The organism is Xanthobacter sp. BG11Y11_SDJG (genome assembly GCF_057364445.1).
The window spans coordinates 1-19,642 of sequence record NZ_JBNFNU010000037.1 but is presented as its reverse complement, the minus strand read 5'-3'; the positions used below and the strand labels follow the sequence as shown (position 1 = coordinate 19,642).

The 19,642-nt window shown below is 69.2% G+C and carries 12 protein-coding genes, 3 pseudogenes and 1 riboswitch; of the genes and pseudogenes, 7 read left to right on the top strand and 8 right to left on the bottom strand.

The features are described 5' to 3' along the window. Together AC2W7M_RS05975 and AC2W7M_RS05970 are read left to right on the top strand one after the other, a co-directional pair. The coding region (locus AC2W7M_RS05975) for an ABC transporter permease (protein WP_486130852.1) at positions 1–1,148 on the top strand (1,148 nt) is incomplete at its 5' end. Between the two features lies 1 nt (position 1,149). After that, a complete protein-coding gene (locus AC2W7M_RS05970; protein ID WP_486130850.1) occupies positions 1,150–2,334 on the top strand; it encodes an ABC transporter permease in 1,185 nt (394 codons plus the stop codon). A gap of 6 nt (positions 2,335–2,340) precedes the next feature. Here AC2W7M_RS05970 and AC2W7M_RS05965 read toward each other — a convergent pair whose 3' ends face one another. Next, positions 2,341–2,796 carry an AI-2E family transporter gene (locus AC2W7M_RS05965; protein ID WP_486130848.1) on the bottom strand — a complete coding sequence of 152 codons (456 nt, stop codon included), beginning with the start codon at positions 2,794–2,796 and terminating at the stop codon, positions 2,341–2,343. Between the two features lie 131 nt (positions 2,797–2,927). Between AC2W7M_RS05965 and AC2W7M_RS05960 the strand changes: the two genes are divergently transcribed. Together AC2W7M_RS05960 and AC2W7M_RS05955 are read left to right on the top strand one after the other, a co-directional pair. Beyond that, the gene (locus AC2W7M_RS05960) at positions 2,928–3,074 is read left to right on the top strand and encodes a hypothetical protein (protein ID WP_486130846.1); all 147 of its coding nucleotides are present in this window, start codon (positions 2,928–2,930) and stop codon (positions 3,072–3,074) included. Between the two features lie 496 nt (positions 3,075–3,570). Then, entirely contained in the window at positions 3,571–4,746 is a 1,176-nt protein-coding gene (locus tag AC2W7M_RS05955; RefSeq protein ID WP_486130844.1) for an alpha/beta hydrolase, read from the top strand. 16 nt (positions 4,747–4,762) lie between these two features. Here the strand turns inward: AC2W7M_RS05955 and AC2W7M_RS05950 are convergent. After that, positions 4,763–7,294, bottom strand: a pseudogene (locus AC2W7M_RS05950) (HWE histidine kinase domain-containing protein). Between the two features lie 194 nt (positions 7,295–7,488). Here AC2W7M_RS05950 and AC2W7M_RS05945 point away from each other — a divergent pair. Beyond that, the gene (locus tag AC2W7M_RS05945) at positions 7,489–8,223 is read left to right on the top strand and encodes a Crp/Fnr family transcriptional regulator (RefSeq protein ID WP_486130843.1); all 735 of its coding nucleotides are present in this window, start codon (positions 7,489–7,491) and stop codon (positions 8,221–8,223) included. 7 nt (positions 8,224–8,230) lie between these two features. Here the strand turns inward: AC2W7M_RS05945 and gltS are convergent, their stop codons facing one another. From gltS to AC2W7M_RS05915, 6 genes and pseudogenes are all read right to left on the bottom strand, one after another. After that, positions 8,231–9,439, bottom strand: coding sequence for a sodium/glutamate symporter (gene gltS / locus AC2W7M_RS05940; protein ID WP_486130841.1), 1,209 nt, complete (start codon positions 9,437–9,439; stop codon positions 8,231–8,233). A gap of 26 nt (positions 9,440–9,465) precedes the next feature. After that, positions 9,466–10,928: pseudogene (locus AC2W7M_RS05935) on the bottom strand (GntP family permease). Positions 10,929–10,931: 3 nt separating this feature from the next. Beyond that, positions 10,932–11,957 carry a patatin-like phospholipase family protein gene (locus AC2W7M_RS05930; protein ID WP_486130839.1) on the bottom strand — a complete coding sequence of 342 codons (1,026 nt, stop codon included), beginning with the start codon at positions 11,955–11,957 and terminating at the stop codon, positions 10,932–10,934. A gap of 158 nt (positions 11,958–12,115) precedes the next feature. Then, positions 12,116–15,217: an efflux RND transporter permease subunit gene (locus AC2W7M_RS05925; protein WP_486130855.1), complete on the bottom strand. Its 3,102-nt coding sequence runs from the start codon at positions 15,215–15,217 to the stop codon at positions 12,116–12,118. Then, positions 15,214–15,567 carry an efflux RND transporter periplasmic adaptor subunit gene (locus tag AC2W7M_RS05920; RefSeq protein ID WP_486130854.1) on the bottom strand — a complete coding sequence of 118 codons (354 nt, stop codon included), beginning with the start codon at positions 15,565–15,567 and terminating at the stop codon, positions 15,214–15,216. The genes AC2W7M_RS05925 and AC2W7M_RS05920 overlap by 4 nt, the downstream gene beginning before the upstream one ends. A gap of 97 nt (positions 15,568–15,664) precedes the next feature. Beyond that, a pseudogene (locus tag AC2W7M_RS05915) lies at positions 15,665–16,324 on the bottom strand (efflux RND transporter periplasmic adaptor subunit); the annotation flags it as partial. A 209-nt stretch (positions 16,325–16,533) separates the two neighbouring features. Further along, positions 16,534–16,745, top strand: a riboswitch (cobalamin riboswitch). A 103-nt stretch (positions 16,746–16,848) separates the two neighbouring features. Here AC2W7M_RS05915 and AC2W7M_RS05910 point away from each other — a divergent pair. Further along, complete coding sequence (locus AC2W7M_RS05910; protein WP_486130837.1) at positions 16,849–18,843, top strand: TonB-dependent receptor plug domain-containing protein; 1,995 nt, start codon at positions 16,849–16,851, stop codon at positions 18,841–18,843. Between the two features lie 7 nt (positions 18,844–18,850). Beyond that, positions 18,851–19,642 (top strand): ABC transporter substrate-binding protein (locus AC2W7M_RS05905; RefSeq protein ID WP_486130835.1); only part of this gene is annotated, 792 nt, incomplete at its 3' end.

Below are 19,642 nucleotides of genomic sequence, written 5' to 3'. Positions count from 1 at the left end.
CCCCCATGCCGCCGGGCGGCCGGCGGCCTTCTCGCCGCGCCGGCTCGGCGCCTATGCCTGGCGCGAGGCGCTGGAGCTGCGGCGTGATCCCGGTGCGCCTCGCCTTCGCGCTGCTCGGCACCGCGCTCCTGATGGTGATCTTCGGCTACGGCATCACCCTCGACGTGGACAAGCTGCGCTTTGCCGTGCTCGACCGCGATCAGACGCCGGAGAGCCGCGCCTATGTGGACGGCTTCGCCCATTCCACCTATTTCGTCATGGAGCCGGCGCTCAAGAGCCCGGACGACCTCGACCGCCGGCTGAAGGCCAACGACATCGCCTTCGCGATCGAGATCCCGCCGGAATTCGGCGCCGATCTGCGCTCCGGCCGGCCGACCGAGATCCTCGTGACCATCGACGGCGCCATGCCGTTCCGGGCCGAGACGATCCAGGGCTATGTGCAGGCAGTGCACCTCCTGTTTCTCGCCGATCTCGCGCAGATGGCGGGACAAAGCGTGACGAGCTTCGCCACCCTGGAGATGCGCTACCGCTACAATCAGGCCTTCAAGAGCGTCGAGGCCATGGTGCCGGCCACCATCGCCCTGATGCTGATCTTCATCCCGGCCATCCTCACCGCGCTCGGCGTGGTGACGGAGAAGGAATTGGGCTCCATCACCAATCTCTATGTCACCCCCGTCACCAAGCTCGAATTCCTGCTCGGCAAGCAGCTGCCCTATGCGGCCGTCGCGTTCTTCAATTTCGGCGTCCTGGTGCTGATGGCGCTGTTCCTGTTCGGCGTGCCGCTGAAGGGCTCCTTCCTCGGCCTCGCGCTCGGCGCCGCCGCCTATGTGCTGGCCACCACCGCCATCGGCCTCGTCTCCTCTACCTTGACGAACACGCAGGTCGCGGCGCTGTTCGGCACCGCCATCGGCACCATGATGCCGGCGACCCAGTTCTCGGGCATGCTCCAGCCGGTGGCGACGCTGGAAGGCGGGGCATGGGTGCTCGGCACCTTCTTCCCCACCACCTATTTCATGCGCATCTCGGTGGGCGCCTTCACCAAGGGGCTCGACTTCGCCGATCTCCTGCCGTTCGTCGGCGCGACCATCCTGTTCTGGCCGGCGCTGCTTGCCCTCGCCTGGGTGATCCTGCGCAAGCAGGAGGCGTGAGATGGCGCCCGCTCCCGCCTTACCCTCGCCCTCCCCCGCAGGCCAGCACCCGCCGCGCCGGCGCGCCTTCGCCGGCAACGTGCGCGAGCTGGTGGCGAAGGAACTCATCAGCCTGTGGCGCGACCGGTCGCTCCTGGTTCTGGTGCTCTATGCCTTCACCGCCGCCATCGTGCTCCAGGCCAACGGCATGCGGCACGATCTCAACCGCGCCACCATCGGCGTGGTGGACGAGGACAATTCGGCGCTCTCCAACGCCATCCTGGACGGCCTGCTGCCGCCGCGCTTCCAGACACCGGTTCATATCGCCCCGCAGGACGTGGACCGGGGCATGGACGCTGCGCGCTACACGTTCGTCCTCAACTTTCCGCCCGACTTCCAGTCGGACGTGCTCGCCGGGCGCGAACCCGAGGTCCAGCTGCTCATCGACGCCACCGCCTTGATGCAGGCGGGCCTCGGCGCCAACGACATCTCCGCCATCTTCCAGGAGGAGGTGAACCGCTTCGTGCTGCGCCATTCGGAAGGGGTGCCGACGCCGGTGGAGCTGAAGATCCGCGTCGCCTTCAACCAGGGCCTGGAATCCTCCTGGTTCACCGGCACCATGGGCCTGATCACCAACATCACCATGCTCTCGGTGCTCTTGGCGGGGGCGGCGCTGATCCGCGAGCGCGAGCACGGCACCTTGGAGCATCTCCTGGTGCTGCCGGTGCGCCCGTCCGAGATCATGCTGGCGAAGATCATCGCCAATGGCGCGGTGATCCTGGTGGGCTCCGCGTTCAGCGTCGTGGTGATCCTGAAATGGGGTCTCGGCATGGGGATCGCCGGCTCGGTGCCGCTGTTCCTCGCCGGCGCGGCGCTCTATCTGTTCTTCACCGCCTCGCTCGGCATCTTCCTCGGCACGCTGGCGGGATCGATGCCGCAGTTCGGGCTGCTGTTCTTCCTCGTCGTGCTGCCCATGAACATGCTCTCGGGCGGCTTCACCCCGCTGGAAAGCATGCCGCAATGGCTGCAGGTGGCCATGCAGGCCTCGCCCTCGACCCAGTTCGTCGCCTTCGCGCAGGCGATCCTCTACCGGGGTGCGGGGATCGAGACGGTGTGGCCGCGCTTTGCCGCCACCTTCGCCATCGGCATGCTGTTCTTCGCCTTCGCCCTGGCGCGCTTCCGCACCTTCCTCGCCGCGCAGCAGTGAGCGGCCTCAGCCGCCGTCCGCCGGCTTGCCGGACAGCAGCGCCGCCACCGGCCGCGAGCGGGGATGGCCGGCGCAGAAGGTCAGCGTCACGATCAGCACCGGCACGCCGATGAAGGCGCCGGGCAGGCCCCAGAGGAAGGCGAAGAAGAACACCGAGAACAGCACCAGGAACGGCGAGACCGCGAGCGTCTTGCCGGCGATGCGCGGCTCGATATAGCTGCCGGACAGGAACTGGATCACGTTCAGGCAGACGAAGACGAACACCGCCATCTCCCAGGACTCGAACTGGGCGAGGGCGAAGACGGTCGGCAGCAGGGTGGCCACGAACGGACCGATGAACGGGATATAGTTCAGCGCGAACGCGATCGCGCCCCAGGCCAGCGCCAGCTCCAGCCCGGAAAACAGCGTGAAGGCCCACACCGCAAAGCCCGTGGCGAGGCTCATGAGGGTGCGCACGATCATGTATTTCTGGAGCTTTTCCGCCGCCGCGGCGCCGCCGCCACCAGATAGGCGCCGCGCCCGCCGGCCGGAGCTTGAGGAGCTGGGACTTCAGCGCGTCCACCTCCAGCATGCCGAGCAGGACATAGAGGAAGGTGAAGACCAGGAACGAGGCGAGCGAGTGCAGCCGGCCGGAAATGTCCTGGAACAGGCGCAGCATCCAGCGCACGTCGAAATGGTCCGCCATCACGCTGGCGAGCACGAAGCCGTGGCCTTCGAGCCAGACGCCGAACGTGCCGTAGAGCGCCTGGAAGCGGGCGGCATTGGCGAACACCCACTGGCCCACATGGCCGAAGCCCCAGACCACCAGCGACGTCACCGCCCCCACCACGCCGAGCGCCACCACCAGCGTCGCCAGGACCGCGGCGATCTTGGGCAGCACGCGCTCCAGACGGCGCTGGAGCGGCCAGGCGAGCGCCATGACGAACACCGCGAAGACCACCGGAACGATCAGGGTCTGCGCTTCCCGGAGCGCGGCACAGATCACCACCAGGGCAGCAAGCCCGACCAGCGCCCTCATGGCGTTCCCCCCAAAGCCCGCACCCGCCGCGGCGTCCCTTTATGGGCGAAACGACCGGACCGGCGAAAGGGCGATCCGGCGCGGGGCAACAGAAATCGCCGCCGCGGCGGCGCCCGCTACCGGCCCGCAGGCGCCCGCGCCGCGCGGCATCTTTCCCTTTACCTGCAACGCTCTATAAAGAGGCGGGCGAAGCCTCGTGGAACGGCTTGGAAAACGACATGGCGCGGCAGATGGGTTCGGGCGGATCGGGTGGGCGGCGTGCCTTTGGGCGCAGCCTGGCGCCGATTCTGGCCGGGCTGGGGCTGCTGGCGCTCGCCGCCTGTGCCCGCCCCGAAGGCGTGCTGGTGCCCGTGGCGGTGGGCGACACGCCCGGCACCAGGGTGGACATGCTGGTGGCCACCACCCGCGCGCCCAGCGACGCACCCGGGGTGGTCTTCACCGGCGAGCGCGGCGACGGCCTCGCCTTCACGGACGTCGCGGTCTCGGTGCCGGCCAACCGGCCGGTCGGCTCCATCCAATGGCCCTCCGGCCCCAACGGCGATCCGGCGCGCGAATTCGTCGTCAGCCGGCTCGAGCCGCTCCAGCGCACGGACATCGCCGCCTGGTTCACGGCGCGGCATGGCAAGAAGCGGCGCGTGCTGGTGTTCGTCCACGGCTTCAACACGCGCTTCGACGCCTCGGTGTTCGGATACGCCCAGTTCATCGCCGACACCGACGCCTCGCTGGTGCCGGTGCTGTTCTCCTGGCCCTCGCGCGGGCGGGTGACGGACTATGTCTATGACCGCGAGAGCGCCAATTTCTCGCGCTCCGACCTCGCTTATGTGCTCACCGCCGCCGCGGCGAGCCCGAAGGTGGACGAGGTGGTGGTGATGGCCCATTCCATGGGCGCCTGGCTCGCGGTGGAGGCGCTGCGGCAGATCGCGCTCAAGAACGGGCGTGTGCCGGCAAAGATCACCGATCTGGTGCTCGCCTCCCCCGACCTCGACATCGACGTGTTCGAGCGCCAGATGGTGGATATCGGCCCCAGCCGCCCCAAGGTGACGATCTTCGTGTCGCGCAACGACAAGGCTTTGGGCCTCTCGCGCCTGCTCGCCGGCCAGGTGACGCGGGTCGGCGCGGTCGACCTCAACGACCCGCAATATGCGGCACGCCTTGAGCGGGCGCGGGGCATCACGGTGGTCGACCTCACCGCGCTCCAGGGCGGCGACGCGCTCAACCACTCGGTGTTCGCCACCCAGAAGGACATCGTCGGCCTCATCGGTGCCCGCCTCGCCGGCGGCCAGGACCTGAATGAGGAGGACGGCCTCGTCGCCCGCGTCGGCGGCGGCGTCGGCGCGGCGGTGGGCAGCGTCGCGGCGGCGCCGATCCTGGTCTTCTCCGGCGGGCGCAACTGACCGCGGCGGCGGCGCCCTATCGCGGCATGACGCGGGCAGCGGCCTTGGACAGCTCGACCGGCGTATAGGGCTTCACCACCACCGGCGTGCCGGCATGCTCAGGCGGCAATGCAAGGGCATCCCCGTAGCCGGTGGCGAAGATCAGCGGCACGCCGCGCCCCTTCAGTTCGTCCGCCACGGACAGGCTGTTCACCGGGCCGAGATTGAAGTCCAGCACCCCCACGTCCACCTTTCGATCGGCGAGCAGCGCCAGCGCGTCCTTGGCCGAGGCGGCGAGCAGCACCTCGCGGGCGCCGAGTTCCAGCAGCGCCGCCTCGCAGCCGAGCGCGATCATCAGACTGTCCTCGACCACCAGAACCACCCGGTCCTCGAACGGACTGGACTTGGGCTCCGGGGCGGCGGCGGCCGGCGCGGGGACGGGGCGCGGCGCGATCGGAGCGACCCAGCGCGCGGGCACGCGGAAATCGGCCTCGATGCCCGTCACCCGATAGCGCATCTCCGCGGCGCCCCCCAGTTCGTGCGGCACCGACCGCTCGATGATCGTCGAGCCGAACCCGCGCCGGACGGGGGCCGTCACGGGCGGGCCGCCGGTCTCGATCCAGGACAGCCGCAGGTCACCGCTGTTGTCGAGCGACCAGCGGACCGTCACCAGCCCGTCCTGCGAGAGCGCGCCGTATTTGGCTGCATTGGTCACGAGTTCGTGCACCACGAGCGCAAGCACCGTGAAGGCGTCCGGCACCAGCCGCACGTCGGTTCCTTCGATTTGCACCCGATCGCGCCGGAGGCCGAGGAAGGCGCTCATCTCGGTCTCTATGAGGCCGGCCAGGCTTGCCGGCGCGAGCCGGTCCGCGCTCACCTGGTCGTGGGCGCGGGCCAGCGCCTGGATGCGGGAATCCAGCGTTCCCATCATCTCGTGCGGATCGACCGCATGCTGGCGGGTCTGGGCGACGAGGCCGCGGATGAGCGCCAGAATGTTGCGCACCCGGTGGTTCAGCTCCGCCACCAGAAGGGTCTGCCGCTCCTGCGCACTGCGCCGCTCGTCGCCGGCCGCATCGGCGAGGCGCAGCACCACCTCCAGCAGGGCGACGCGCAGGGATTCCGCGACCCGCTGCTCGGCTGCGGTGAACGGCTCGGCCTTCCCCTTCACCAGCTCCGACCATTCCTCGAAGCTCTTGCGGGGCGTCAGCCGCGCGCCGTGCGGGCCGAGCTCGACCGGCTTCTCCGGATTGCCGGCCCACCGCACCGCCCGCAGACGCTCGGCGCGGAACAGCACCACATGATCCCGGGAGATGCGCGAGATGGGAATGGCGAGACAGCCGGCCGCCTTGCCGCCATAGGCCGCCGCCTCCGGGATGACGCTCGAAATCTGGTCGGTGGTGAAGATCTGCGAAGGCGCCGCCCGGTTGAGCCAGGACACGACGCCGCGGAATTGCGCCTCGTCCGGGGTGAGCCCGGAGAGCGCGCTGACGCCGTCGATCATGACGCCCACCCCGTCGCACGGGATCGCCTCGGCCACGACCCTGCCAAACCATGCGGGGTCCGCCATGGCGACCCGTCGCGGGCGATCGTGGCGAGCAGTTGCGACGCGACGGACCGGGCCCTGGCCTCATAGTCCGCCTCCTCGGCGCGCAGCCGGCTCTCCAGCATCAGCGAGAACATGGACCCGAACAGTTCCGCCGCGGTGCGCTCCATCATGCTCGGGCGCTTGGGCGCGTAGTGGTGGCAGGCGATGAGGCCCCACAGCCGCCCCTCCACCAGGATCGAGATCGAGAGCGAGGCGGCGACGCCCATGTTGCGCAGATACTCGATGTGGATCGGCGACACCGCCCGCAGCAGCGACATGGACAGATCGAGCGGCTCTCCGGCGACGTCGAACTGGGGGACCAGGAGAGCAGGCGCCGCGCCGACGTCGCGATCACCCGGAACCGTGTTGCGCACATAAAGCGCGCGCGCCTGCGCCGGAATGTCGGACGCGGGATAATTGAGGCCGAGGAAGCCCTCGACGCCGCTGCGCCGCGCCTCCGCCACCACCTCCCCGCTGCCGGCGGCGTCGAAGCGGTAGACCATCACCCGGTCGAAGCCGGTGAGGGCGCGCACCTGGCGCGCGCCCTCCTCCAGGAACCCCTTCAGCGAGGCGGCCAGCCGCACGCGCGAAATCATGGCGCGCACCAGGGCGCTGGCGTCGCCGCGGCGCCGCCGGCGGCTCGCCCTCGACCACGAACAGTCCGTCGGCAATGTGCACCGCGACGTCGAAGGGGCCGCCCGCGGTGGTGAGATGGTCCACATGGCCGCGCTCGATCGCATCCGGCGCCAGAAGCATGGCCGCCATGTTGCGCAGCACGTGGATCGCCTCGGGAGCGAAGACGTCGGTGGCGGGACGCCCTAGCATCCCGCTCGGGGGAAGGCCCAGATAGGCCTCCACATTGTCGGATGCGCGCTCGACCAGCCAGTCGTCGCCGAGCGCCACCAGGAAGCCGAACGGCTGGACCGCGCCCAGCTGATGGATCGGCTCGCGATCGCAATTGGTGAGGTCGACCGGCACCCTCACCGGCGTTGCGCCAGGCCGCGCAAGGCTTTATGCGCCACCGCGGCAGCCCACAGGCACCCCGCTTCGGCGCGGAAGGGGCGAGCGGCCGGAACGACAATCTGGCTGGAAAGTTCGAGCATGTGTGTCCCAGTAACATGCGCCCCTTCGGGCGTCTGTCCACTAGGGCACAGTCCGAGAACAGAAAGGGATCAAGCGTGGCCTTGGCGGTGCTGGACGACATGATGGACAATCGCCTGCTTGCGGTGCTGGCGCCGGCGGATCGGGACCGGCTGATGCCTCACCTCCAGGCCTTCGACTTCGAGAACGGCGCGCTGCTCCAGCGCGCCGGGGATGACGTGATCCACACCTGGTTCCCCTGCCGCCCGGCGCTCGCCTCGTTCTGCGTGGCGGCGGACGCGGGCGACGTGGTGGAGGTGGCGATCATCGGCTGGGAAGGCGCGGTGGGCGGCATCGTCTCCAACGGCCAGATTCCGGCCTATGCCATGGCCCAGGTGCGCAGCGCGGGGCGATTCCTGCGGATCAGGACCGCGGCGCTGGAGCAGGCCAAGATCGATTCCGTGCACCTGCGCCACTGGTTCGCGCGCTATTCGGACTGTCTGCTGGCGCAGGTGTTCCAGACCGCCGCCTGCAACGCCACGCACACGATCGAGCAGCGCGCCTGCAAGTGGCTCCTGGCGGCCTCCGAGCGCACCCGCTCCGACGAACTGCAGATGACGCAGGAGGATTTCGCCGGCCTGCTCGGCGTCGGCCGCAGTTTCGTCAACCGCACCCTGCGCAACCTGCGCCAGGAGGGCATCATCGACGCCCGGCGCGGCACCATCGTGCTCCGGGACAAGGACCGGCTGAAGCGCACCGCCTGCGGTTGCTCGGCCGCCATCGAGGGCCATTTCGACGAGGTGCTGCGCGGCATCTATGTCTGCGAGCGGTAGCGGGTGCTCAGCGGACCATGAAGCCGATGGCGAGCGCGTTGGCGATGTCGATGAAGAAGGCCGACACCAGCGGCAGGATGATGAAGGCGAGCGGCGCCGGGCCGTGGGTGCGCGTCACCGCCGTCATGTTGGCGATGGCGGTGGGCGTCGCGCCGAGGCTGATGCCGGTGAAGCCGGCCGCCAGCACCGCCGCCTGATAGTCGCGGCCCATGGCGGGAAACACCACGAACAGGATGTAGGCCACCGCCACCAGGGTCTGGAGGCCCAGCACCACGGCGAGCGCCGGCCCGAGCCCGCCCAGCGTCCAGAGCTGCATGCTCATGAGCGACATGGCGAGGAAGATCTTCAGCGACAGGTCCGAGATCAGCGCCAGAGCCGGGGTGCGGGCCGGCCACGGCGCGCGCGGCATCAGGCGCGGCAACGTGTTGGTGGCGACGATGGCCACCAGCAGGCACACCACGAACAATGGCAGCCTGATGCCGGTCTTCTCCACGATGTCTTCGAGCGAATAGGCCGCGAGAATGACGAGGTTCAGCACCAGCATCGAGCTGAGAATATTGTCGTAGGAGACCTTTCCCGCGTCCGGTCCCACGTCGTCTTGCGGCAGGCCCACCATGGGCGGCAGCAGTTCCTCGCTGGAGAGCTTGAAGCGGGCGATGAGGATGCCGGCCACCGGCCCGCCCAGAAGGCTCGCGATGACGAGCCCCAGCGTGGCGCTGGCGATGCCCACCTCCAGCGCGTTCGGCAGGCCGAAGCGCTCGGAGATCAGCGGCGCCCAGGCGATGGAGGTGCCGTGTCCGCCGATGAGCGACACCGAGCCGAGCAGCGGCGCGAGGCCCTTCGGCAGGTCCAACAGCGCGGCACCGCCCGCCGCCACCACGTTCTGCAGGCCGAGATAGGCGACGGTGAGCACCAGGAGGATGAGCAGGGGCCGCCCGCCGGCCGCGAGATCGGACAGGCGCGCATTGAGGCCGATGCCGGTGAAGAAATAGAGCAGCAGCACGTCGCGCGCGGCGAGGTCGAAGGAGATGGCGAGGCCGAGCACCCGGTAGGCCACCAGCGTCGCGACCGCCGCCAGCAGGCCGCCGGTGACGGCCTCCGGGATGTTCCACCGGCGCAGCGGCGCGATGACCCTGTTCAGTCCCGCGCCGACAAAATAGACGACGATGGCGAGGGTGAAGGCGAGGAAGCCCGAGACCTCGTAGCTGACCGGCATCCCTTCCCCCCACTCGGCCCGCGGGCTCAGAAGCTGCCCGCCAGGGACCCCAGCACGATCACCGCCGCCAGCGCGATCAGCGCGCCGACGATGCCGGCCATGACGATGTCGAGATAGCCTTCCTTGTGGCTCACCCCGCACACGGAGAGCAAGGTCACGACGGCGCCGTTGTGCGGCAGGCTGTCGAGCGTGCCCGAGCCGATCACCGCCACCCGGTGCATCAGCGCCGGGTCCATGCCGATCTCGGACGCGATCTTCATGTAGGTCGGCCCCAGCGCGTCGAGGGCGATGGTGAGGCCGCCGGAGGCCGAGCCCGTGAGCGCGGCGAGGATGTTGGTGGCGACCGCGAGCGACACCAGCGGCCCGCCCTCGATGCCCAGCACGAAGTCGCGCACCACGGCGAAGGCCGGCAGCGAGGCGACGATGGCGCCGAAGCCGACGAGGCTCGCCACCGACAGGATCGGCAGCACCGAGGCATTGGCACCCGCGGTCACGGTGGCGCGCAGCACCGGCACGGAGCGGAAGTTGATGGCGATCACCGTGAGGATGGCACCGGTCAGCGCCACCATCACCGACCACACGCCGCCGACCGCCGAGAGGGTCACGCCGCCCCATTCCGGCCGGCCAGGAAGGACGTGTCCATGCGCGGCAGGACGACAAACGACATCAGCAGGTTGACGACGATGACGACGACGATGGGCAGCGCCGCGAGCGCGATCGGCGGCCCCTTCTCCGTCTCGGCGCTGGAATGGATCTCGGACGGGTCGAACGCGCCGGCGGTGGTGGCGCGCTCGCGCACGATGGGATCGTCCACCGCGCTCTCGGCGGAGGCGTCGGGATCGACGGCGAAGGCGCCGAAGCCCTCGCCGGCGGCGCGGGCGGCCGCCTCGCGGCGCTTCAGCCACCACATGCCGAACGCGAGCATGATCAGCGAGGCGATGAGGCCGAGCCCCGGTGCCGCGAACGGCGTGGTGCCGAAGAACGGCATGGGGATGGCGTTCTGGATCGAGGGCGTGCCGGGCATGGCCGACATGGTGAAGGTGGAGGTGCCCAGCGCGATCGCCGCCGGCATCAGCCGCCGCGGCACGCCCGCCGCGCGGAACAGCGCGATGCCCATGGGCGCCAGCACGAAGAAGGCGACGAACAGCGAGACGCCGCCATAGGTGACGATGGCGCCCGCCAGCACCACGGCGAGGATCGCCCGCGAGGTGCCGAGCGTCTTGGTCATGAAGTCGGCGATGGAGGTGACGGAGCCGGAATCCTCCATCAGCTTGCCGAACACCGCCCCGAGCAGGAACAGCGGGAAGAACTGGGCGACGAAATCCGCCGCGTTGCGCATGAAGGTCTGGGTCCAGCTCGCCAGCAGCGGCTCGCCCGAGAAGGCCGCCGCGATCAACCCGGCGATGGGCGCGAGGATCAGGATCGAGGAGCCGCGGAAGGCGAGATAGATCAGGACCGAGAGGCCGACGAGGATGCCGAGAAGGCCCATGGCTCAGAGCTCCGACAGCAGCATGTTGAAGTCGACGGTGGAGGTCCTGCCGATGTCGTGGCCGTGCGCATCGAGGAACACCTGGGCCGCCTTGCGCCCCTCCTCCTTGAGCATGGTCAGGAACTCCCATTCGGCATTGAGCTTCGAGGAGAAGCCGAGGCTCGCCATGATCGGGTTGCGGACGATGTGCACCCGCATGCGCGCCCAGTTGCAGGCCTCGCTGTCGCCGGAAAGCTCGGCCGTGTGGCGCTGGAGGAGCGCCATCATGTAAAGCTCCTTCACGGCCACCGAGTTGAACGACACCTCGTTGAGGCGATTGAGGATTTCCGCCGGGGTCTTGGGCGTGCCCGGGCGCTCCAGCGGGTTGATGGGAATGAGGATGGTGTCGTCCGACTTCAGCTCGCTCACCAGCGGGGCGAGCGTCGGGTTGCCGGAATAGCCGCCGTCCCAATAGGCCTCGCCGTCGATCTCCACCGCCTGGAACAGGGTCGGCAGGCAGGCCGAGGCCATCAGCGCCTCGGGCGTGATGTCGGCGTTGCGGAACACCCGCGGGCGTCCTGTGCGCACGTTGGTGGCGGTGATGAACACCTTCACCGGCGAGGTGCGCACGCGCTCGAAATTGATCTGCTTGGCGAGGATCGGCGCCAGCGCGTTCCCGCCCATGGGGTTGAACTGGTAGGGCGAGAACATGCGCGTCATGAAGTCCATGAACATGTAGCCCGGCGCGGCATCGAGGCCCCAGCGCCCCAGCATCTTGTCGAGCGGGGAGCGCTTGAAGGGGCTGTAGCGCGCCGCCTCGGACACATGCGCCCAGTAGCTGTCGAGCGCCTTGCGCGCGCCCTCGGCGCCGCCGGCCGCATAGCCGTCGGCGAGCACGGTGGCGTTCATGGCGCCCGCCGACGTGCCGGACACGCCTTCGAGGTCGAGCCAGGTCTCCTCCAGAAGGCGGTCGAGAACGCCCCAGGTGAACGCTCCGTGGGAGCCGCCGCCCTGAAGCGCCAAGTCCACCAGAACCCGGTCTCTGTCCATCTCGCGATCTCCTCTGCGCATGGGCGCACGCCTGCCGCCGCCGGCGGCTGCGGACTGCACCTTCCTGGTCCTCCCGGTCCTGTTTCTTGGTCTTGTTTTTTGGCGTCTTGTCGTTTTAGGCGGGCGCAAGCATGCCGCGTCCGGCGAAATCCCGCGCCTCAGGCCGGATGGACAGCCTCGCCGGCCGGGGCCGCAACCCGCTCCGGCCCGGTCTTGGGACCGAACCAGGCGACGTAGAGCGCCGGCAGGAAGATCAGGGTGAGCAGCGTGCCCACCAGCAGCCCGCCCATGATGGCGAACGCCATGGGCCCCCAGAACACGGTGGGCGCGATGGGGATCATGCCGAGCACGGTGGAGACCGCGGTGAGCATGATCGGCCGGAAACGCACCGAGGATGCGGCGATCACCGCATCCCAGACGGTCTTGCCGGCGGCGCGGTCGGCCTCGATCTGGCCGATCAGGATCACCGCGTTCTTGGTGATCATGCCGATGAGCGCCAGCACGCCGAGGATGGCGACGAAGCCCAGCGGCCGCCCGGAGGCGAGCAGCGCGCCGACCACGCCGATCAGGCCGAGCGGCGCCACCGACAGCACGATGATGATGCGCTGGAAGCTCTTCAGCTCGAACATCAGCACGGTGAACATCAGGAGCAGCATCGCCGGCACCACCGCCACCACGGAGGCGAACGAGGCCGCGCTCTCCTCCACCGTGCCGCCCACATCGATGCGGTAGCCGGGCGGCAGGGTCTTGCGGAGCGCCTCGATCTTCGGCTCCAGCTTCTCGACGACGCTCTCGGGCAGCACGCCCCGGCGCACGTCCGCCTGGACGGTCAGGGTCGGCACCCGGTCGCGGCGCCAGATGGCGGGATAGTCCTGGTCGTAGGCGAAGCTGGCGATCTGGGAGAGCGGCACCGTGCGCCCGCTCGGCAGCGGCACCTGGAGGGTGGCGAGGCTCTCCAGCGAGACGCGCTCCTCGTCGGTGGCGCGAGCCACCACGTTGACGAGATAGATGTCGTCGCGCACCTGCGTCACCGCCTGGCCCGACAGCACGGTGTTGAGCACGGCGGCGAGCTGGGCGGTGGACAGGCCGAGCAGGCGCGCCTCGTCCTGGTCCACCTCGATGCGGACCTGCCGGGCCGGCTCGAGCCAGGCGTAATTGACGGTCTCGGCCTCGGGATTGGAGGCCATGACGGCGGCCAGCTCGAAGGCGAGCGCGCGCACCTTCTCGATGTCGGGGCCCGAGACGCGGTACTGCACCGGCCAGCCCACCGGCGGGCCAAGCTCCAGCGGCGCGATGCGGGAGACCAGCTGCGGGAAATCCTGCGCCAGCGCCTTCTCGAGCTTCGCCCTGAGCCTGTCGCGGGCGGCCACGTCCTGCGCCACGATCACGGTCTGGGCGAAGAAGTCGTTGGGCAGCTGCACGTCGAGCGGCAGATAGAAGCGGATCGCGCCGCGGCCCACATAGGTGGACCAGCGCTTCACGTCCGGGTCCTTCGCCAGCAAAGCGTCGAACGCCTCGGCCACGCTCTCGGAGGCATAGATCGAGGCGTTCTGCGGCGAGGCGAGGTCCACCAGAAGTTCCGGCCGGTCGGACGAGGGGAAGAACTGGCGCGGGATCAGAGGCAGCGCCAGCACCGAGAGCACGAACAGCGCGAGCGTGACGGCGATCGTCACCCAGCGCAGCTTCAGGCACAGCACCAGGAAGCCGCGATAGAGCCCCATGACGCCCTTCGGCGGGGCGTCGGGATCGGGGATGCTCTCCTTCGGCGGCGCCTTCAGGATCAGCACCTGGAGCAGCGGCGCGAACAGCACCGCCACGAACCACGAGACGATGAGCGCGATGCCCACCACGGCGAACAGCGTGAAAGTGTATTCGCCCGCCGAGGAGGCGGCGAAGCCCACCGGCACGAAGCCCGCGACCGTCACCAGAGTGCCCGCCAGCATCGCCGCCGCATAGGCCTTGAAGGCGTAGGAGGCGGCGGTCACCTTGTCGTCGCCGGCGGCAAGGCGCGTCAGCGTCGCGTCGGTGGTGGTCATGGCGTCGTCCACCATGAGCGCCAGCGCGATGATGAGCGCGCCCAGCGAGATGCGCTGCATGTCGATATGCACCAGCTGCATCAGCGCGAACACGATGGCGAGCGTCAGCGGGATGGCGAGCGCGACGATGGCGCCGGCCCGCACGCCCAGCGCGATGAACGACACCACGAGGATGATCGCCACTGCTTGCCACAGGCTCTCCATGAACTCGGCGATGGCGCTCGACACCGTCACCGCTTGGTCGGCCACCAGATGCGCCTCGATGCCGATGGGCAGATCGGCGATCTGCCGGTTCATGGCGGCATCGATGTTCCGGCCCATGGCGAGGATGTCGCCGCCGTCGCGCATGGCGATGGCAAGGCCGATGGAGGGCTTGCCGTTGGTGCGGAACATGGGCTGCGGCGGATCGGCGAAGCCGCGCCGGATGGTGGCGATGTCGGCGAGCCGGATCAGCCGGCCGTTGGCGACGAAGTTGACGTTCGCGACGTCCTGCTCCGAGGTGAAGGCGCCGGAGACGCGGATGGAGATGTTCTCCTTGCCGGTCTGAATCTCGCCCGCCGGCCGCACGATGTTCTGCGCCTGGAGCGCGGCGAGCACGGCGGCGCGGTCGATGCCGAGGCTGGCGAGCTCCTGCATCGAGAACTCGATGAAGATGCGCTCGTCCTGCGCGCCGAGGATCTCGATCTTCGAGACGTCCGGCACGTGCAGCAGTTCGGAGCGAACCCCCTCCACATAGTCGCGCAGTTCGCGATGGGTGAAGCCGTCCGCGGTGAAGCCGTAGATGATGCCGAACGTGTCGCCGAACTCGTCGTTGAAGAACGGCCCGACGATGCCCTGCGGCAGCGTGTGGCGGATGTCGCCGACGCTCTTGCGCACATGATACCAGATGTCCGGCACCTCGGCGGCGGTGGCGGAGCCCTGGAGGTGCACGAAGATCGTGGTCTGGCCGGGCTTGGTGTAGCTCTCCAGATAGTTGAGCTTCGGCACCTCCTGGAGCTTGCGCTCCACGCGCTCGGTGACCTGCTTGAACGTCTCCTCGAGCGTCGCGCCCGGCCAGTTGGCCTGCACCACCATGGTCTTGATGACGAAGGTGGGGTCCTCGGCGCGGCCGAGATTGCGGAACGCCATCACCCCTGCCACCACCGAGATGGCCATGAGATAGATGATGATCGAGCGGTGCCGAAGCGCCCAGGCGGAGAGATTGAATCCCGAAGGGGCGCTCACGGCTGGGTTCCCAGCAGGCGCACCTGCTGCCCCGGATGGAGTGCCTGGACGCCCGCCGTCACCACGATCTCGGACGGCTTCAGCCCTTCGGCCACGGTGACGGCGGCGGGCGTGAAGCGCAGCACCTCCACATTGCGCAGGGCGACGGTCTTGGCGGTGGGGTCCACCACCCATACCGCCGGCTTGTCGTTGAGGCGGGTCAGCGAGCTCGCCGGGATCTCGATCACCGGCCCGCCATCCACGCTCACGCGGCCGATCACCGTGGTGCCGAGGCGCAGCGCCTCGGGCGGATCGATCAGGCCGACGCGCACCCGGAAGGTGCGGGTGACGGGGTCGGCCTGCGGCGCCACCTCGCGCACCCGGCCGGTGGCGCGGGCGTTTGGGATCGCCCGCCAAGGTCACTTCCACCAAGGGATCGGCGGGCAGCGAGGAGAGCAGCGCCGCCGGCACGTCGAACACCGCGTCGCGTCCGTCCTGGCGCGCCACCTCGACGATGCTCTGGCCGGGCTGGACGACTTCGCCGGGCTCGGCACGGCGCTGGGTGACGACGCCGGCGCTGTCGGCCTTCAGCTCGGTGAAGCCGAGCCGGTCGCGCGCCATCTGCAGGCGGGCCTCGGCGTCATCCACCTGGGAACGGGCGTTGAGATAGGCCTGCTCGGCCTGCTCGTACTGGGCGCGCGGGGTGAAGCCGCGGGCGAGCAGCTGGCGCTGGCGCTCATATTGGTTGCGGGTCTGGGACTGGTTGGCCTGCGCCGCCGAGAGCGCCGCCTGCGCCGAGCGCAGCGCGTTCTGCTCGTCCTGGGGATCGAGGCGGGCAAGCACCTGGCCGGGCTTCACCCGGTCGCCGACATTCACGAGGCGCTCGATGACGCGTCCGCCGATGCGGAAGCCGTAGGAGGCCTCGTTCTGCGCCTCCACCTGGCCGGTCAGCGTCACCGCATCGCTCGCCACGCGGCTCGACGCCAGCGCGGTGCGCACCGGGCGCGGCTCGGCCTTCTCCGCCTTGGGCGCCTCGCCGCAGCCCGCGAGCAGCAGCGTTCCCGCCAGGAGAATCGGGCCACCCGTGAACCGGGCAAGCCGGGCGACCGCGTTCGGAATGCGAGACATCGCGTCGGGCAAGGGAATGTCCTTTCCGCAGGTCGAGCCGCTTCCGCTATAGCCGAGCCTGCGATCGGTCGCCAGTTAAGTTGAGCTGCAATGGACAGGCAGCTTGTGCGCGTCAAGCCGTGAAAACGGCTAAAGCGTTGCATGAATATCATTCACCGACGATTTCGCCGGACGCGGTGCCATCGCGTGTTGACGGAGGTAAACTTGTCGGCCTAGCTATAGGCGACGGTTCCCCTCGGGGATCAAAAGGGAACGCGGTGATCCGCCCGCCCGGAAACGGGTTCTACGGAGATGCCGCGGCTGCCCCCGCAACTGTAAGCGGCGAGTCCTGCGTCACATGCCACTGGGCCTCAAGCCTGGGAAGGCGGCGACAGGACAGCGACCCGCGAGCCAGGAGACCTGCCGTCAGCCGTGGTCACGCGCGAGCACGTCGGGCGGGGTGTCCTGATGGTGGCAGATCCGTTCGGCCGTGGTGCCGGCGGTGGCCTCGTTCGCGGTGACGGACCACTCGTGCCGAGGCCGTCATGCCCCCCCGCCATCCTTTTTCCCCTCGCGGTGCCGCGCGCGCCGCCCGCCTCCTCGTTCCCGCCAGCCTTCTGCTCGCCCCGGCGGCGGCCTTGGCCCAGTCGCCGATTGAGGCCGGCGCCCCCGCCATCGACCTGCCGGACGTGATGGTGACCAGCCCCACCGGCATACCCACCCCGGAAGATGAGATCGCCTCCTCGGTCAGCGTGGTGACGGCGCAGGAGATCGAGCGCAAGCAATTGCGCACCCTGCCGGAGGTGCTCGAATCGCTGCCCGGCCTCAACGTGGTGCAGACCGGCGGGCCGGGTGGGCAGACCTCGGTCTTCATCCGCGGCACCAATTCCAACCATGTGAAGGTGCTGATCGACGGCATCGATGCCGGCGATCCCTCCACCCCCAACGGCGCCTTCGATTTGGGGCAGATGCTCGCCACCGACCTCGCCCGGGTCGAGGTGCTGCGCGGGCCGCAGAGCGGCCTGTACGGCTCGGACGCCATCGGCGGCGTCATCTCCGTCACCACCAAGAAGGGCGAGGGACCGGCCAAGGCCTTCGGCTATGCCGAACTGGGATCGTTCGGCACCTTCAACCAGGCGTTGGCGCTCAGCGGCTCCACCGAGAAGCTGTCCTACTCCTTCAACGTCACCCATTTCTCGTCCACCGACACGCCGGTGACGCCGGCCGACCTCGTGCCGCTCGGCTATCCGCGCAACCCCAACGCCTATGACAACTGGACCTATTCCACCCGCCTCGACTACGAGCTGAGCGACACGTTCGCGGTCAATTTCGTCGCCCGCTACATCGACAGCCAGCTGTCCTTCACGCCGGACATCTACCCGCCGCCGACCTATGCCGGCATCCCGGCCCCGCTCCGCTCCACCAGCTACGCCTCCATGTTCTTCACCAAGGGCGAGGGCGTGTGGAAGGCGCTCGACGGGGCGCTCGAGACCACGTTCGGCGTCAGCGCCATGACCTCGAGCCGGCCCACCGACGGCCCCAACGCCTCGGTGAACGGCGACTATACCGGCGACCGGCAGATCTATTATTTGCGGTCTCTTTATACCTTTGCGCCAGGCCAGAACGTGCTGGCCGGCGTCGAGCGCCGCAACGAGAGCATGACGTCCGAAACCGCCTATACGCAGCTGGATGCCTCAACCGGCAATACCGGCGTCTATGCGGAATATCAGGGCCAGTTCTTCGAGCGGCTCTTCCTGGCGGCCAATGTCCGCTACGACAGCGACGACACGTTCGGCGACCACACCACCTGGCGCCTCGCCCCGGCGCTCCTGTTCCCGGAGACCGGCACCAAGTTGAAGGCGAGCTACGGCACCGGCTTCAAGGCGCCCACCCTCTATCAGCTCTATGCGCCCTATTACGGCAATGCGGACCTCCAGCCGGAGGAGAGCAAGGGCTATGACGCCGGCTTCGAGCAGGAGTTCTTCAAGGGCCGCCTCGCCTTCGGCGCCACCTACTTCCACAACGACATCACCAACCTGATCAGCTACGACCCCGTCACGTACCAGAACGTCAACATCTCCAGCGCCACCACGCAGGGTGCCGAAGTGTTCGTGGCGGTGAAGGTCACGGACACGCTGAAGGTCCGCGCCGACTACACCTATACCGACGTGGTCGGCTATTTCCCGCCCGGACAGCCGTTCGGCGCCGCCTGCGCGCCGCTCACCGCCACCTCGTGCATTCCACTGCGGCGGCCCACCGACAAGGTGAGCCTGAGCGTGAACTGGCAGGCGACCGACAAGCTCGACCTCACCGCCACCCTGATCTATGTCTCGTCCTGGTGGGACATCCAGCGCCTGACGTCGAACTATGTGGACCAGCCCGGCTATACGATCGTGAACCTCACGGCGAACTACGCCTTCAACGAGCATGCCACCCTGTTCGGCCGGATCGACAACCTGTTCGACGAGACCTACGAGAACCCCAACGGCTTCCTCGCCCCGGGCTTCGGCGCCTTCGCCGGCCTGAAGCTCACCTATTGAGGCCGTGATGCGGGCGGCGCTGCTCCTTCTCGCGCTTCTTTCCGCCGCGCCCGCGGCGGCGGGAGAGGCGAAGCCCGCCCGCATCGTCTCGCTCAACCTGTGCGCCGACGAACTGGTGCTGCGCCTCGCCGATCCGGGCCGCGTCGCCTCGGTCACCTACCTCGCCCGCGACCCGCGCGGCTCGAACGTCGCCGACCTCGCGGCGGGGGTGCCGGTGAACCGGGGCCTCGCCGAGGAGGTGGTGCCGCTCGCCCCGGACCTCGTCATCGCCGGGGCCTTCACCACCCGCGCCACCACCGCGATGCTGCGGCGGCTCGGCTTCAATGTGATGGAACTCGGCGTGCCCGCCACCCTGGACGAGGCCTATGCCCAGATCCGTCAGGTGGCGGCACGCCTCGGCGAGAGGGAACGGGGCGAGGCCATGGTGGCGCAGATCGAGGCCGCCATGGCCGCCCTGCCCCCGGCCGCGGCTGACCCTCCCACCGCCGTGGTGCTGCGGCCGAACGGCTTCACCGCCGGGCGCGGCTCGGTGCCCGACGCGGTGCTGGCCCGCGCCGGTCTCGACAACCTGGCCCCCCGCCTCTCCACCGACCGCATGGGGCAGCTGGCGCCTGGAGGAGATCGTCACCGCCCGGCCCGATTTGCTGGTGGTGAACTTCCGCCCCGACGCCCCGCCGTCGCTGGCCGACGAGCTGCTGCACCATCCGGCGCTGGCGCCGTTCGCCAAGGCTGCGCGCACGGTGCCGCTGCCGATCCGCCTGTGGGCCTGCGCCCGGGCCGGGCCTCGCCGGAAGCGGCC